General features: G+C 67.4%; 17 protein-coding genes. 12 read left to right on the plus strand and 5 right to left on the minus strand.

What is annotated here, in order from left to right:
* Positions 1 to 9: 9 nt before the first annotated feature.
* From GS4_RS17355 to GS4_RS26250, 3 genes are all read left to right on the plus strand, one after another.
* Positions 10 to 702, plus strand: coding sequence for a YoaK family protein (locus tag GS4_RS17355; RefSeq protein ID WP_007622941.1), 693 nt, complete (start codon positions 10 to 12; stop codon positions 700 to 702).
* An 88-nt stretch (positions 703 to 790) separates the two neighbouring features.
* Positions 791 to 1,846, plus strand: coding sequence for a M23 family metallopeptidase (locus GS4_RS17360; protein WP_007622943.1), 1,056 nt, complete (start codon positions 791 to 793; stop codon positions 1,844 to 1,846).
* Positions 1,825 to 1,986: a hypothetical protein gene (locus tag GS4_RS26250; protein WP_007622945.1), complete on the plus strand. Its 162-nt coding sequence runs from the start codon at positions 1,825 to 1,827 to the stop codon at positions 1,984 to 1,986. Before GS4_RS17360 ends, GS4_RS26250 begins: the two co-directional genes overlap by 22 nt.
* A 6-nt stretch (positions 1,987 to 1,992) precedes the next feature.
* Here the strand turns inward: GS4_RS26250 and GS4_RS17365 are convergent, their stop codons facing one another.
* On the minus strand, positions 1,993 to 2,463 hold the full coding sequence (locus tag GS4_RS17365) for a nuclear transport factor 2 family protein (RefSeq protein ID WP_007622947.1): 471 nt from the start codon (positions 2,461 to 2,463) through the stop codon (positions 1,993 to 1,995).
* 176 nt (positions 2,464 to 2,639) lie between these two features.
* Here GS4_RS17365 and GS4_RS17370 point away from each other — a divergent pair, with 176 nt between their 5' ends.
* Genes GS4_RS17370 through GS4_RS17380 form a run of 3 tightly spaced genes read left to right on the plus strand, consistent with a single transcriptional unit; the run spans position 2,640 to position 4,581 of the window.
* Entirely contained in the window at positions 2,640 to 3,584 is a 945-nt protein-coding gene (locus GS4_RS17370; protein WP_007622949.1) for a helix-turn-helix transcriptional regulator, read from the plus strand.
* Positions 3,551 to 4,153, plus strand: a complete 603-nt coding sequence (locus GS4_RS17375; RefSeq protein WP_051989766.1) for a dihydrofolate reductase family protein — start codon at positions 3,551 to 3,553, stop codon at positions 4,151 to 4,153. Before GS4_RS17370 ends, GS4_RS17375 begins: the two co-directional genes overlap by 34 nt.
* Positions 4,150 to 4,581 carry a methyltransferase domain-containing protein gene (locus tag GS4_RS17380; protein WP_007622953.1) on the plus strand — a complete coding sequence of 144 codons (432 nt, stop codon included), beginning with the start codon at positions 4,150 to 4,152 and terminating at the stop codon, positions 4,579 to 4,581. Before GS4_RS17375 ends, GS4_RS17380 begins: the two co-directional genes overlap by 4 nt.
* A gap of 12 nt (positions 4,582 to 4,593) precedes the next feature.
* Here the strand turns inward: GS4_RS17380 and GS4_RS17385 are convergent, their stop codons facing one another.
* Positions 4,594 to 5,292: a PaaI family thioesterase gene (locus tag GS4_RS17385; RefSeq protein WP_007622955.1), complete on the minus strand. Its 699-nt coding sequence runs from the start codon at positions 5,290 to 5,292 to the stop codon at positions 4,594 to 4,596.
* A 73-nt stretch (positions 5,293 to 5,365) separates the two neighbouring features.
* On the opposite strand from GS4_RS17385, the gene GS4_RS17390 reads away from it, so the two are divergent.
* From GS4_RS17390 to GS4_RS17400, 3 genes are all read left to right on the plus strand, one after another.
* Positions 5,366 to 5,848 (plus strand): carboxymuconolactone decarboxylase family protein, encoded by a 483-nt coding sequence (locus GS4_RS17390; RefSeq protein ID WP_007622957.1) that lies wholly within the window; start codon positions 5,366 to 5,368, stop codon positions 5,846 to 5,848.
* A gap of 57 nt (positions 5,849 to 5,905) precedes the next feature.
* Entirely contained in the window at positions 5,906 to 6,733 is an 828-nt protein-coding gene (locus tag GS4_RS17395) for a crotonase/enoyl-CoA hydratase family protein (RefSeq protein ID WP_007622959.1), read from the plus strand.
* A 130-nt stretch (positions 6,734 to 6,863) separates the two neighbouring features.
* Positions 6,864 to 8,498, plus strand: coding sequence for an alkaline phosphatase D family protein (locus tag GS4_RS17400; protein ID WP_007622961.1), 1,635 nt, complete (start codon positions 6,864 to 6,866; stop codon positions 8,496 to 8,498).
* 253 nt (positions 8,499 to 8,751) lie between these two features.
* On the opposite strand, the gene GS4_RS17405 is transcribed toward GS4_RS17400, so the two are convergent.
* Entirely contained in the window at positions 8,752 to 9,222 is a 471-nt protein-coding gene (locus GS4_RS17405; RefSeq protein WP_007622962.1) for a nitroreductase family deazaflavin-dependent oxidoreductase, read from the minus strand.
* A gap of 136 nt (positions 9,223 to 9,358) precedes the next feature.
* Between GS4_RS17405 and GS4_RS17410 the strand changes: the two genes are divergently transcribed.
* On the plus strand, positions 9,359 to 9,799 hold the full coding sequence (locus tag GS4_RS17410) for a hypothetical protein (protein WP_007622963.1): 441 nt from the start codon (positions 9,359 to 9,361) through the stop codon (positions 9,797 to 9,799).
* A gap of 69 nt (positions 9,800 to 9,868) precedes the next feature.
* Positions 9,869 to 10,843, plus strand: coding sequence for an N-acetylglucosamine kinase (locus GS4_RS17415; RefSeq protein WP_245555740.1), 975 nt, complete (start codon positions 9,869 to 9,871; stop codon positions 10,841 to 10,843).
* Here the strand turns inward: GS4_RS17415 and GS4_RS17420 are convergent, their stop codons facing one another.
* Both GS4_RS17420 and htpG read right to left on the minus strand, forming a co-directional pair.
* Positions 10,844 to 12,070 carry a hypothetical protein gene (locus GS4_RS17420; protein ID WP_245555749.1) on the minus strand — a complete coding sequence of 409 codons (1,227 nt, stop codon included), beginning with the start codon at positions 12,068 to 12,070 and terminating at the stop codon, positions 10,844 to 10,846. It lies immediately after the preceding gene.
* A gap of 113 nt (positions 12,071 to 12,183) precedes the next feature.
* Positions 12,184 to 14,136 (minus strand): molecular chaperone HtpG, encoded by a 1,953-nt coding sequence (gene htpG, locus GS4_RS17425; RefSeq protein WP_007622966.1) that lies wholly within the window; start codon positions 14,134 to 14,136, stop codon positions 12,184 to 12,186.
* A 135-nt stretch (positions 14,137 to 14,271) separates the two neighbouring features.
* Here htpG and GS4_RS17430 point away from each other — a divergent pair, with 135 nt between their 5' ends.
* Positions 14,272 to 15,030: a PIG-L family deacetylase gene (locus GS4_RS17430; RefSeq protein WP_007622967.1), complete on the plus strand. Its 759-nt coding sequence runs from the start codon at positions 14,272 to 14,274 to the stop codon at positions 15,028 to 15,030.
* Position 15,031: the final 1 nt, after the last annotated feature.

Raw genomic sequence — 15,031 nt, forward strand, 5'->3', positions numbered from 1 at the left:
CCTTCGGGCATGGGTGCCGGTTCGCGAGCGACGACCACGACGCTGCGATTCGCGCTGATCGTCACCGGCGCCGCCGGTTTCCTCGACGCGTACACCTACCTCGCCCGCGGCGGGGTGTTCGCCAATGCCCAGACGGCCAACGTCGTATTGGGCGCCCTCGACCTTGCCAACGGTCGCGCAGGCAGCGCCCTCGCCCATCTCTGGCCGATCCTCGCCTTCGTCGCCGGCGTCGCTTCGGCGGCCGCGATCAAGGCCGGCCGGATGGACAACGCACTCTCCCACCCGATCCGGTGGACCATGCTCGCGCAGGCAGTGCTACTGGTCGTGGTCGGGTTCCTGCCTGCATCGTGGCCTCCGGGGATCGCCACCGTGCCGATCGCGTTCGTCGCAGCGATGCAGTTCGAACTGTTCCGGACCATCGGCGAGCTACCGTACATGGCCATCGCGACAACCGGGAATCTCGCCCGCCTCGTCGAATCCGGCTATACCGCGACCATCGAGCGCGACACCGCGTCGCGGCGCAATTTTCGCATCTACATCGGAGTCGTCGGCGCCTTCATCGTCGGAGCGGTCGTCGGCGCCTTCGCAACCGAGACCTGGGGGATCCACGCGGTCTGGGTGCCGGCCGCAGTCCTCGTCGGCACCCTGGTGCTGTTCGTCGTCGACGAACGGCGTAGTCGGGACGAGACCGCACGCGACTGAGGCGCGCCTCGGTGAATTCCGACGAAACCACAGGTCAAGCCGTGTCATCTGATGGTACGGTCGCCCGGGGAAGCCACGGATCGCCACCGTGAACCTGGTCGCCGTAGTCGTCACCGCCGTCCTCCTCACGTCGTGTTCCGGTGCAGATTCGGCATCGACGGCCACCTCGGCCGCGGCATCCGCGTCCACCAGTGCGGCCAACGTGATCACGCCGGTGACGGGAGCGGTGATGGACCCGCCCATCCCGGTGCCCGCGACCGACGGCAAGACCCACCTCGTCTACGAGGTCGCATTGACCAACCCGAGCCCCCAACGGATGACCATCCGCGCCGTCGAGGTGAAGGGTGACGGGAAGTCGCTACTGACGCTCGACCAGGCCACGTTGAGCAACTGGCTCAGGGTTTTCGGGACATCGGCACCGACCGACATCTTCAGTCCCGGGCAGGCTGGGCGGCTGTGGCTCGACGTGGCGGTCGACGCCGACGCGGTGCCCCGCACGCTGAGTCACGTGGTGACCGTGGCGCCCGAGAAGCCCGAACCGCCACTGTTGCCGGCGCAGATCGCCGAACCCATCGCCGAGGTCACCGTGTCGGACCAGAAGCCGGTCGAGATCGCGCCACCGCTCCGCGGCGCCGGCTGGTTCGACGCGAACGGATGCTGCGAGATCACTCCGCACCGCGGCGCGGCGAACCCGATCGACGGATCGTTCTGGCTGGCGGAGAGATTCGCCATCGACTTCGTGCAACTCGATCCGGCGGGCAGGCTCTACGTCGGCGACCCCACCAAGGTCGAGTCGTACCCGTACTTCGACGACGACATCCACGCGGTCGCACCCGGTCGCATCGTCGGACTGCGCGACGACCTCCCCGAACAGACCGCGGGAACCGCCCCCACCGGCCTCCCTCTCGACCAGTACGCGGGCAACCACATCGTGCAACAGATCGGCGACGGCCGATACGTGCTGTATGCACATCTGACGACCGGGAGTCTGGGTGGTGTGAAGGTCGGCGACGACCTCACCGAGGGACAGACGATCGCCAAGCTCGGCAACACCGACGCCCCGCACCTGCACTTCCACGTCATGTCGCACCGGACCCGTTGCGGTCCAAAGGACTCCCCTACGTGTTCACGTCGTTCGACCTGACCGAAGAGGTCGCCTCCGAGGACCTCATCGACCGGCTGATATCGACCGGCGGTCCGGTCGCGACGGTGGCCGAACACACCGGTCGGAAGACCGGCGAGATGCCGCTGTTCCTCGATGTGGTCGACTTCGGCAACCGGTGACCCGGGTCAGCTGAACTCATCGGTGGCGTCGTACAGCCAATCGGTGTCTGCGGACGCGAGTTGCGTCATCCACTCGGCGGGTGCCGCGGACACCAGGGTGGTGGCGTCCCAGTAGTCCTTCCACAGCGTGATCCGACCGTCGGCGACACGGTGCACGGTCACGAACGGCAGGACGACCGACTCCCCCGACGACCACTCCCAGGTCTCGGCATGCTCGTAGAGGACGTCGGCGCCGTCGGCCACCAACACCCCGTCGTGATTGGTGTACGCCGCCAACGGTTCCAGCCCCACCTTCAGTCTCGCGACGATGTCGGCCGGCCCACGCGCCGACAACGCCGGCCCGTACGGCACGTCGAAGTAGATGCAATCGTCGGAGAGGTGGTCTGCGACCCGCGACCAGTTCCGCGCGGCGAGCTCCCGCCACATACCCAGGACGATCTCGCGGGGATCGGTCTCGGGATCGACATCGACGGGCACGCGGGCCTCCGGGTCTCGTTCTCAGCCGCCCGACTCGGGTCGACACCTGCGCTGATCCAACGGGGTCGGCGGCCACGGTGTCAACAGGTCGGCGTAGGCGACCTCGTGTCCGGATGCGACCGCGGTGAGCAAGAACGGTCGGGTCGAGAACGCCCCCGGACGGAGATACTGAACTCATGACCACGCCCGGACGCGATCGGATCCGTGAACTGATCGACGCGGTGCTCGCCGACGACCACGCGACGCTCGATTCGATGGCATCGGGCGCCCACGCGTCGCAGTTCCACTTCAGTCGGCAGCTGTCCCGCCACGCCGGCGAGTCCCCGGTCGCGCTCCGGCGGAGGGTCATGCTCGAGCGTGCGGCCTGGCAGGTCCAGCGCGGGACGAGTGTCACCGACGCGGCGTTCACCGCCGGGTACGACTCGGTCGAGGGATTCGGTCGGGCGTTCGCACGCGCCTATGGACACGCCCCCTCCCAGATGGGCTCACCGACCGAACGCGGCCATTGGCTCCCCGCACCCAACGGAATCCACTTCCATTCGCCGACAGTCCTCTACGTCGACAACGGCGTCGCCCGTGAGGAGTCGTCGGGTGACGTTCTGGCCCTGATGATCCGCCACGATCTGGATGACGTGAGTGCGCTGCTGGATGCCGCGAAGGCGATCGGAGACGACGCACTCCGCACACAGCGGCTGCCCGGATCACGGACGCTGGAATGGGACGGACCGGACGAGTCCCTCGCCGAGGTGTTGACACACCTGGTGATGTCCAAGGAGCCCTGGATCGCCACCATCGAGGGTGCAGACATGCCCGATCAGTCGGCAACTCTGACGGTGGCCGGCCTCATCGACCGGCACCGGGACCTCGCACCGCGCTGGCTGGCGATCGTGCGCGACATCGACCGTCGTGGTGCGTGGGGCGACCGAGTGATCGATGCGCTCTGCGAACCACCGGAGTCGTTTCTCATGTCGCAGATCGTCGCCCATGTCCTGACCTTCGCCGCACACCGCCGACAACTCGCACGGTGGATGCTCCAGGACGCCGGTGTGTCCACGGCCGACCCGCGACTCGACCCCGACCCCATCCAATGGCACCGCGACCGATCCGGAGGACTCTTGTGACCCGCTTCCACTACTACACCGCAACAACTCTCGACGGTTTCATCGCCGACGAGGGGGACTCCCTGGACTGGTTGCTCACGCAACCGATCGACGAAGAAGGACCGATGAACTACTCCGCGTTCTTCGGCACCATCGGCGCGATGGCCATGGGTGCGACCACCTACGAGTGGGTGGTCGATCACGAGATACGAACCGGCAATCCGTGGCCGTACGACATACCGACCTTCGTCTTCACCCATCGCGACGTCGAGCCGGTGGCGGACTCGATCCGGATCGTGGCCGGACCGGTGGTCGATCGACGCGACGAGCTCGTCGATGCCGCCGGCGACGAGGACTTCTGGGTGGTCGGGGGTGGAGACCTGGCGGGGCAGTTCGCCGAGGCGGGAATGCTCGACGAGGTCCACCTGAGCTACGCACCGGTCACCCTGGGATCCGGGCGTCCGCTGTTCCCGCGCGCGTACGACCTGGAACTCATCGACCTCGACCGCAACAAGGCATTCGCATGCGCGCGGTATGCCGTCGTCGGGCCACGGGATGCGCCGCAGTCGGGTCACGAGCAGGCCCGATGACCGATCGGCTGTCGGGTCGACTGTCCGCGGCGGTGGACGCGCTGCCGCTCTCACCCGGGCTGCGCGTCGTCGAGATCGGTTGCGGGCCCGGCGCGGCCGCGCGTGAGATCGCACGGCGCGTCGGTCCCCGAGGTGCCGTGCTCGGCATCGATCGCTCGGCGCACGCCATCGCCACGGCGCGCTCGACCCAGGCCGACCGATTGCCGTGGCTGTCGTTCCAGCGAGCCGAGATCGAGGAGTTCGTCGCCTCGCACCACGCACGGTTCGACATCGCCATCGCACTCCGGGTGGGGGTCCTCGACGGTCGTCACCCGGATCGGAGTTCATCGGCGCTGCAATGCATCGCCGATCTGTTGACGCCGGCGGGGCGGTTGTACGTCGACGGCGGATGCCCGCTGCGCGAAGTGGATCTGACCGGCTACCGATGACGGGACGCCAATTCAGGCATCACCACCTGCGGTCCGGATGTCTCCGTCGGCCGCACGCGCCCAGCGCGGCAGGATGAACACCCCCTCGGCCTCGACCGTCACACCATCGGCGGTCGACACCGAACCCGTGGCGTACGACTTGATGCCCTCGACCCGATCCAGTCGGCCCTCGGCGCGCACCGGTCCCAGCGGGGTCGCGCGTCGGTATCGGATCGTGAGGGTCCCGGTCATACCGGGTGCGCCGGCGTGCTCGGCAGCCGACCCGAGGACCTGGTCCAGGACACAGGCCAGCACGCCGCCGTGGACGAGGCCACCAGGGCCCTCGTACTGCGCCCCCAGTTCGAACTCGGCCCACGTCCGCTCGGCGTCATGGTGCAGCACCATCGGTGGCGCGATGGGATTGCGCCGACCCACCATCGCATTCCCCCAGTGGCGCCTCGACCCATCGGAGTTGTAGCGGATGCCGAAGTGGTCGGAGTCGAGTGTGCGCCTCTGCAGCGCCGCGGTGGCGGCGGCGATGTGCCGCCGCGCCTCCGCCACCGAGTCATCGTCGGTGTCGGTGAGCACCGTTGCCGAGACGAGCCGTCGCACGTCCGCGGTCAGGTCGTCGGCCACCCGGGTCCGATGCTCGAGTTCGGCCGGACTCAGATCCTCGTTGAAATAACCCCGCACCGTCACACCTGCTCCCCGGTCGCCGTCGGCGGCCACCATGTCGTGTCGTCCCACTCGTCACACCTCGCCACAAAACAAGAACATGTTATAGTTTCGCTGGTAATCTCCGATCATGGCACGAATCGGCGACTTCGCCCCGGACGATCTCATCGGGTGGTTCGCCCTTTCCCCCGACCTCGGCGGCGCACTGGGCTCCTACGCCGACGCGGTCTATCGGCAAGATCGGCTGTCGACCCGCTCGCGTGAACTGGCGCGCATGGTGATCGCCACCGACAACCAGTGCGAGGTCTGTCGCAACACGAGAACCGAAGACGGGGACGCCGCCGGCCTCGACGAGGAGTTCTACGCCCACGTCGACGACTGGGCGACATGGTCCGGGTACGGCGACGACGAGCGCATCGTCGCCGAGTTCGCGTTTCGCTTCGCCACCGATCATGTCGGCCTCCGCGAGGACGAGGACTTCTGGACCCGCTGTCACGCGGTGCTGTCCGACGAGCTGATCACCGATCTCGCGTTGTCCTGTGCGCTGTGGCTCGGGCAGGGCCGCGCCCTGCGGGTGCTCGACGTCGGCCAGGCGTGCCGTCTGACCCTGTAGAAACGTTCGCACCGGCCAGGGTCCTCTCGGACCCGACCGCCGAGTAACCTCGGGCAGATGAGCGAGCAGGAATGGACAGCATTCGAGGTCTCCGTCGCCGATCACATCGCGCAGGTGACTCTCATCGGGCCCGGCAAGGGCAACGCGATGGGACCCGACTTCTGGCGGGAACTCCCCGAGATCTTCGCCGCCCTCGAGGCCGACGACGCGGTTCGCGCAATCGTGCTGACCGGTTCGGGCAAGCACTTCTCCTACGGTCTCGACCTCGCCGCGATGGCGGGCGACATCGGACCGGTTCTCGCAGACGGTGCCAAGGCCCGCGCGCGGACCACCTTCCACGACACGATCACCCGGATGCAAGGTGCGATCACCGCGGTCGCCGACTGCCGGACCCCGGTCGTCGCGGCGATCTCGGGCTGGTGCATCGGCGGTGGCGTCGACCTGATCAGTGCCGCCGACATCCGCTATGCCAGTTCCGATGCGAAGTTCAGCGTCCGCGAGGTCCGTGTGGGTATGGTGGCCGATGTCGGTAGCCTCGCCCGGCTCCCCGCGATCATCTCCGACGGCCACCTGCGTGAGCTGGCCCTGACCGGCAAGGACATCAACGCGGCACATGCTGCAAGGATCGGACTCGTCAACGATGTCTTCGACGATCAGGCGGCGGCGGTCGAGGCGGCGCGCGCGACTGCGGCAGAGATCGCCGCGAACCCTCCGCTCGTGGTCAACGGGATCAAGCAGGTCCTCGACCACAGCCGCTCGGCCGACGTGAACGACAGTCTCCGGTACGTGGCGGCGTGGAACGCGGCGTTCCTGCCGAGTGAGGACCTGAGCGAGGCGATCGCGGCGGTCTTCGAGAAGCGTCCGCCGAAGTTCACCGGCGCCTGATCCGTTCAGGCGGCCGATCGTCGCGCCGCCCCACCGGGCCGGAAGCCGCCGCACGAGATGTCCGGGACCATTCACCGACGCGTCGACCCGATGACGCCGACGGTCCACCCGTCGATGGTCGGGTGGCGTCGTGGCGGATTTCGACGGGCTCCACAGATCCACCGAGGCCTCCCACCGATCCGGGACCGGTACGGTTCTCAGCCGGCGGCGACTGGGCATGGTGGGGTTGGGCCTCGCGGTGGGTGCGGTCTCCGCAGCCGGGGTGGCCGCGCCGTCGACTGCCACCCGCCGACTCGCGGGTGACGATCCCTTCGCCCTCGGCGTCGCGTCAGGTGATCCGCTGCCCGACGCCGTGGTGATCTGGACCCGTCTCGTCGTCGATCCGTGCGCGCCCGACGGCGAACTGCCGCCGGGCGATCGCGACGTCGACTGGCAGGTGGCGCTCGATGAGCGGTTCCGCACCGTCGTCCGCGCCGGGACCGTGCGTGCTCGGCGGCCGACCGCCCATGCCGTGAAAGTCGACGTGACCGGACTGCCTCCGGGCGCTGATTTGTGGTATCGGTTCCGCGTGGACGGGCACGTGTCGCCGACCGGGCGGACTCGTACCGCCCCGCTCGCCTTCGCGCCTGCCGGAGCACTCACCGTCGCCTGGGCGTCCTGTCAGAACTGGTCGGACGGTCACTACCCCGCGTACACCGACATGGCCGCGCACGCCCCGGACGTCGTCCTCCATCTCGGGGACTACATCTACGAGAAGCCGATTCCCACACAGAACGGCCGACAACCCGGACAGTCGGTACCGGCGTCGGCGCGTTTCGAGGCGGAGACGCTGGACGACTACCGGGAGCGGTACGCGCTCTACAAGTCGGATCCTGCTCTCCGCGAAGCCCACCGGATGTCGCCGTTCATCGTGACCATGGACGATCACGAGGTCGACAACAACTGGGCGGCAACGATTCCCGAGGACGGCATGGATACCGCACGCTTCATGCGTCGACGTGCCGCCGCCTTCCAGGCCTGGTGGGAGCACATGCCGGTCCGGCTTCCGGCCCCGAACGGTGGGCGCCTCCGGATGTATCGACGGTTCCGGTTCGGGACCCTCGCCCAGTTCGACCTCCTCGACACGCGGCAGTACCGCGACGATCAGGTCAACGGCGACAACGACACCGCGCAGAACAGCGCGACCGCCGATCCGCACAGGACCCTGCTCGGCTCGACGCAGGAACGCTGGCTGGCCGCCGGGTTGGACACGTCCACGCGTTGGTCGGTTCTCGCCCATCAGGTCCCGATCGCCGATCTGGCCCGCATCGACGACGGTGTGCGCTCGGTGTCCATGGACGGATGGAGTGGCTACCAGGCACAGCGCCGGCGACTGCTCGACGCGGTGCGTGCACGGCGGGTGGACAATCTCGTCTCGCTCGTCGGCGACATCCATCGCAACGTCGTGGCAGACATCCGGACCGACTACGACCGGGCATCGCCGACCCTGGGCGTCGAGTTCGCCGGCACGTCGATCTCGTCGGGTGGTGACGGCTCGGACAGTGATGCGACCGATCGCGCACTGAAGTCGGCGTCGCCACACGTACGGTTCGGCAACGCGCAGCGCGGATATGTCCTGGGTCGGATCACCGAGCGGGCGTGGGAGTCCGAGTTCCGGGTCTCTGACCGGGTCTCTGACCCTGCCGCACCCCTGCGACGCCGCGCCGTGGTGACCGTCCCGGCACGAGACGGCGGCGGGCGGGCGCCGGTCGTCGACGTCGTCTGACATCGCCCGGATCCGTTGACCGTGCGCTCGAATCCGTTGACCGTGCGCTCGAATCCGTTGACCGTGCGTTACCGGCAGTCGTCTACAACGCTGACGCCCGTCCAGCACGCCCGACTGAGAGGGTTCGAAGCGCAATCGACGCCCTGACACTGCACGATCAACGCTCTCGAGCGCACGATCGACCGTCTACAGCGCACGATCAACGCTCTCGAGCGCACGATCGACGCGAGGTGAAGGTCGGCGGAGCGGTGGTTCAGTCGATCGGCTCGAGTAGGAACACCGGGATCAGCCGCTCGGTCCGCTTCTCGTAGAGGTCGAAGTTCGGCCACACCGACCGCAGTTCCTGCCACGCCGCGTCCCGCTCGGCGTCGTGCAGCTCTCGAGGCGTGAACCGACCGGAAGAGGTGCTGTGCCGGACCTCGATCTCATCGGCCGCACGGACGTTGAACACCCACTGCGGCATCGTGGGACCGCCGAAGTAGGACCCAGCGATCAGCCAGTTCTCGCCGGACGGCACGGCCAGGAGTCGGGTCAGCCGAGGGACTCCCGACTTCCGGCCGGGCACCAGCATCACGATGTTGGGAAGGCCGGCGATGTCGAGCAGGGACACCCGCCGACCGCTCACACCTTGGATCGCGGCGTCCACCTTGACGATCTGCGGCAATAGCTTCGGCATCCAGCTGATCGAGCCGACCTTCACCGCCAGCGGAGTCAACACACCCATGTGCTCGAGTCTGTCACCCCGCCCCCGATCGCGTGCGCACACCCGTTGTGAGTCGATGTCAACACCGCGGTCCCCACCCGGTCCAGCTGTGGACGGATCAGTCGCGCCGACGAAGCTTCGCGCCGATCCTGTGCGCATGGCACCAGACGATCACACCGCCGCGGCGGACGACCTCATCCACACCCCGCTCACCGACGCCGAGTCGCTACGCGAGCGATGGGTCCACATCCTCAGCCCCCTCGGGTTCTCCGAGACGTTGCTGTGGTTCGCCTTCGTCGACGCGGACGGCACGTTGCTGCCTGCGCTCAACCAGTTGCCGATGTCGACGACGCCGGTCGCGGGCATGATCGACGTGCTCCTGTCGCGGCTCGCCGAGGTGGTCGACGAATCACCCGACATCTCGGTTGCTTTCCTGCTGAGCCGTCCCGGCCGCGACGGCATCACCGAGGCCGATGCGCAATGGGCGCGCCTGCTGGTGGAGTCGGCTCGGCGCCATCATGTGCCGCTGTACCCTGTGCATCGCGCCAACGGTACGTCGGTGGTCACGCTGTGGACTCCGACCGACGCCGCCGCGTGAGCCGCCCCTGAGGCGTGGCCGCCCCGAGCTGTTGCCACCCGCCGACGGACGAGTCTGCAAGGAGGAGTGGTGGTCCCGAGTTCGCACATCCTGGTGGACGCCGGTCAGACGGGCAGCCGGATCCGGATCGTGGCCGGTGGTCGGGTGGTGGATCATGAGGTCGACCCGGTACACACGGATCGTCCTGTCGTCGACCAGGTCGCCGAACTCATACGATCCGTGGTCCCGAAGACACAGCCCGGCGCGCAGCTCGCGGTCGGGGTGTCGGGCCTGACACCGGCCGCTACGAAACCTCAGCAACTGCTCGACCTCGTCGGGTCCGTGGGGGTCACCCGTGTCGTGCTCACACACGATTCGGTCTCGTCGTACCTGGCGGCCAACGCATTCGAGTTCGGGGCCGTGTGCGCTGTCGGCACCGGCGTGGTCACCCTCGGCGCCGGACCGTCGGGCACAGCGCGGGTCGACGGATGGGGTCACCTGTTCGGTGATGCCGGCAGTGCCTACTGGATCGGCCGGGCGGGAATCGACGCAGCGTTGCGGGCGTACGACGGCCGTGGTGGGGACACGACACTAATGGTCGCGGCAACCGAGCACTTCGGCTCCCTGCCGGAGCTGTACATGCAGTTGCAGGGCGACCCCGATCGTGTCTCCCGCACCGCGGGATTCGCACGATCCGTCGCCGAGTCGGCAGACGGCGGCGACCACATCGCCGGCGCGATCATCGACAGCGCAGCGGTCGAACTCGCGGACTCCGCAGTCGCCGCGCTCGGTCGCTGCGGTGCGCTGGGATCAGCATCACCCACCACCGAAGAGTCGGGGGCGCGACAGAGTCGGGTGAGTTGGACCGGCACGGTGCCCGCAGCGAATCGTAGGCTTCGGGAACGGTTCGTCACCGAGGTCACCACTCGCGCACCGCAGGTCGCCGTCCGCGAACCGCTGGGCGACACCATGTCCGGACTCGAACGGCTGCTGGCCGTCCCGGTCGGTCACCCGCTCACTGAGTTGGTCGCCGACGCCGGTTCCCTCACCGACGCCGGCACCTGATCAGCTACCGTCGAAGGTCGGCGTGCTGGCGCTGAGATCCACCTTGCCGCTGAGGTAGTCGGTGTCGGTGCTACTCGTGGAGCTCGAGTAGGTCGGGACATACGTCGCGCTCCACTGCACGGTTCCGTTGACCGAGACCGATGACGGGTCGGAGTAGTCGAGCCGGTAGGACAGACCCGACAGATCGGTCGGCTTCGTCCAGCGTACGGTCCCGGCCTGGGCGCCGAAGATCGACTGCGAGCATCCCGGCTTGTCGGTGGCGGCACGCGGTTGTGTCGACGTCGCGCAGGTGGTCAGGTAGTTGTTCACCGCGGTCTCGACGGTCGACTTGCCCTTGGGACTGAGCACCGCATCCAACGAGACATAACTGAACGCGCCCGGCCCCAGCGGGAACTCGCGACCGTTGCTGTTCTCTGCGGTGATGTTCTGGTTCGCCGATCCCCAGTCCTGCGGGCCGGGGAAGACGTAGATCTTGGTCTCGTCGGAGATGTCGACACCGAAGAAGGTCGGCTGCGGGATGCGCAGGTTCTCGACACTCAACGCGATGGCGCCGTCGTCGATCTGCCACTCGTCGCCGGACTTGTTGAGCCGGAAGTCGATGTCGGCGTTGCGATCACCGAACCGGTAGGTCGCCTTCACAACTGCCAGGGTCCCGGTGTCGGTGTCGGGCTCCCGGACGTCGATCTCGGTGATCTTGGCGATGTCCTGTTGCTTCTTCAGGATCTCGTCCGTGAGCAGATCCTCCGACGGCGGGGTCTTCATGACGCTCAGGGCCTTCTTCGCATCGCCGCCCGCAAGCGCCTCGAGATACGTCTGAACCGCCGCCTGAGGGGACCCGCCGGGCCCCTTGTCGCGCGTCACGACCAGGACGAGGGTGACGACGAGTGCGACCACCAGGACGGCCGCACCGATGGTGATCCAGAGGATGGTCTTCCGACGCCCGGACCCCGTCTGCGGCGGCAGGCCGCCGCCACCGCCGCCCCATGCTTGCTGCGGCTGCTGGCCCTGCGGGTAGCCCTGCGCGGGTTGACCGTACGGGGCCCCGTACTGGCCGCCGTAGTTCGCCCCCGGACCGGGAGCACCGTATCCGGGCTGTCCGTACTGTCCGCCGGGAGCGCCGTACTGACCACCCGCAGACGGACCCAGCTGGGTCTGGTCGTACGGGTTGGGGCCTTGCTGACCTGGAGTGTTCGGGTAACTCACGACTGCCTTTCGGTCGCGTCCCACGGGACGATCGGACTCACCATAAACGAACGTCGCCCGGATCGACGGTTCAGGTCAGTGCGGTGTCCCTCGTTCGGACGACCACGGCAGTGCGCACATCGAAACAGATTCCCTGGTCAGGGGGCTTCTGCGGCCGAATCATCCGGGTCGATCGTGTCGGTCAACCGTTGGGCCAGCAGTTTCGCGAAACCTGCCGGATCCGCCAGTTCGCCCCCCTCGGCGATGACGGCCATCCCGTGGATGAGCTGGGCGGTCGGCACCAGCGAGGAGTGGTCGTCGTCCGCGGCGAATGTCGCGTTGAGTGCGGTGACCAGTGGGTGATCGGCGTTGAGCTCGAGCGCGCGCTTGGATACCGGCACCTGCTGTCCCGACGCCCGGTAGAGCTTCTCGAGTTGCGGGGACATCGAGAACGTGTCGCCGACCAGGCAGGCAGGCGACTCGGTCAGACGATGCGACAGGCGCGCCTCGCTCACCTCGTCCCCGAGGGTCTCACCGAGCCAGGTGAGCAGGCCGGCGAACTCCTCGCTGCGATCGGTTCTGTCGGACTCAGAGCCGTCCGCGCCCTCGATCTCGTCGAGGTCCACGGCACCCTTGGCGATCGAGGTGAAGGTCTTGCCCTCGAAGGTCACGCCCGAACCGACCCACATCTCGTCGACCGGATCACTCAGCAGGAGGACCTCGATCCCCTTCGATCGGAACGCCTCGAGATGGGGAGAGTTCTCGATCTGCTGCCGGGACTCGCCGGTCATGTAGTAGATCGTGTCCTGGCCGGTGCGCATCCGCCCCAGGTAGTCCCCGAGCGCGATCGGCTCCGCGCCGTCGGTGGACTCGAAGGACGAAGCGGCCAGGATCGCATCCCGGTTGTCGGGATCGTTGACGAGCCCTTCCTTGAACACCCGACCGAACTGCTGCCAGAAGGTCGCGTAGTCCTCGGGGCGCGATGCGCGGATGTCGGCGACGGTACTCAACACCTTCTTGGTCAGCCGACGTCGGATCGCCCGGATCTGGCGGTCCTGCTGCAAGATCTCGCGAGAAACGTTCAGCGACAGGTCGGCTGCATCGACCACACCCTTGACGAAGCGCAAGTACTCGGGGATGAGTTCTTCGCAGTCATCCATGATGAAGACGCGTTTGACGTAGAGATGGACCCCGCCGGTGCGCTCTCGCATGAAGAGATCGAACGGCGCCTGGCTCGGGATGAACAGCAGCGCCTGATACTCGAAGGTGCCCTCCGCCTTGAGCGAGATGACCTCGAGCGGCTCGTCCCAGGCGTGGCTGACATGCCGGTAGAACTCGTTGTACTCGTCGGCGGACACCTCGTCTTTCGACTTCGCCCACAAGGCCTTCTGCGAGTTGAGGGTCTCCGACTCGACGGTGGTCTCCGACTCCCCCGCCTCCGTCTCGACCGTCGATGTGACATCCATCCGGATGGGCCAGGCGATGAAGTCGGAGTACCGCTTCACCAGCTGCCGGAGCTTGCCCGGATCGGTGTAGTCGTACAGGTGGTCGTCGGCGTCGGCGGGCTTGAGCGCCAACGTCACCGACGTGCCCTGCGGGGCGTCGGCGACCTCGTCGAGGGTGTAGGTGCCGTCACCGTTGGACTCCCAGCGCGTACCGGTGCTCTCCCCGGCCCGACGCGTGATCAACGTGACCTGATCGGCGACCATGAACGTCGAGTAGAAGCCGATGCCGAACTGACCGATCAGGTCGTCCGCCGCGGCCGCGTCCTTCACCTCGGCGAGGGACTTGCGCAGCTCCGCGGTGCCCGACCGCGCCAGGGTTCCGATGAGCCCGATCACGTCGTCGCGAGACATCCCGATCCCGTTGTCGACGACACTGAGCGTCCGGCCGGCCGCATCGGGGACGAGGTCGATGTGCAGATCAGTGGTGTCGGCGTCGAGGTCCTTGTCCTGCAGCGACTCGATGCGCAACTTGTCGAGCGCGTCCGACGCGTTGGAGATCAGTTCCCGCAGGAAACTGTCCTTGTTGGAGTACACCGAGTGCACCATGAGATCCAGCAACTGCCGGGTCTCCGCCTGGAATTCACGAACTTCTGACGGGGCGCTCATGCACGACCTCCACTCGACTGCTGGGCATGTGACGACGAAGCCGGATTCTACCGACGCCGTCAGCCGCTACGCTGAACTGGGTCAGACCGGTCGGGGGATCAGCGATGATCCCCGACCGCCGAAGGAAGCAGGTTGATGTCGCCTCCCCGACTGCTGTTCGTCCACGCTCATCCCGACGACGAGTCGTTGTGGACCGGAGGCACCATCGCACGGCACATCGATCGTGGCGGCGAGGTGGATCTGGTCACCTGTACCTGGGACGAGGGCACCCACCGACACGGCGAGTTGCTCGCCGCGACGAAGGCCCTGGGGATGGGGCGCGAGCCGATCATGCTCGGATATGCCGACGCGCAGGTGCCCGAGTCCGCGCCCGACTCCGAGCGCTTCTGCGACGTGGCTTTCAACGACCAGGTGCGTGAGCTCGTCACGATCATCCGCCGACTGCGTCCCGAGGCGGTCGTGACCTACGACCCGATCGGCGTCTACGGCCATCCCGACCATGTCCACGCGCACCGTCTCGCGGTGGCTGCCGCCGAGGCGTCCGGGGTCGGCGGACTACATCGATCGGCAGGCCTGCCCTGGCAGGTGGGCTCGGTCTATCAGGTGACCATCCCGGGATGGATGCTCGACATCATCTGGCCCGAGGTCTTCGGCGACACCCCGCGGGATGCGATGCCCGGCACACCTGACTCCGACATCGCCGTGACCAACGATGTGAGCGCTTGGCGTGACCGCAAATTCGCCGCCATCGAAGCGCACCGCTCGGAGATCGACCGGAGTCGAACGCTGAGCCTGCTGATGAACATGCCGACCGATCGTCGGAACCTGCTGCTCGATTCCGAGTGCTACATCCGCCGCGACCTGACCGCCGGTGGAGCCGACCTGGTCTGGTGAC

The organism is Gordonia soli NBRC 108243, from assembly GCF_000334455.1.
Taxonomy (GTDB): domain Bacteria; phylum Actinomycetota; class Actinomycetes; order Mycobacteriales; family Mycobacteriaceae; genus Gordonia; species Gordonia soli.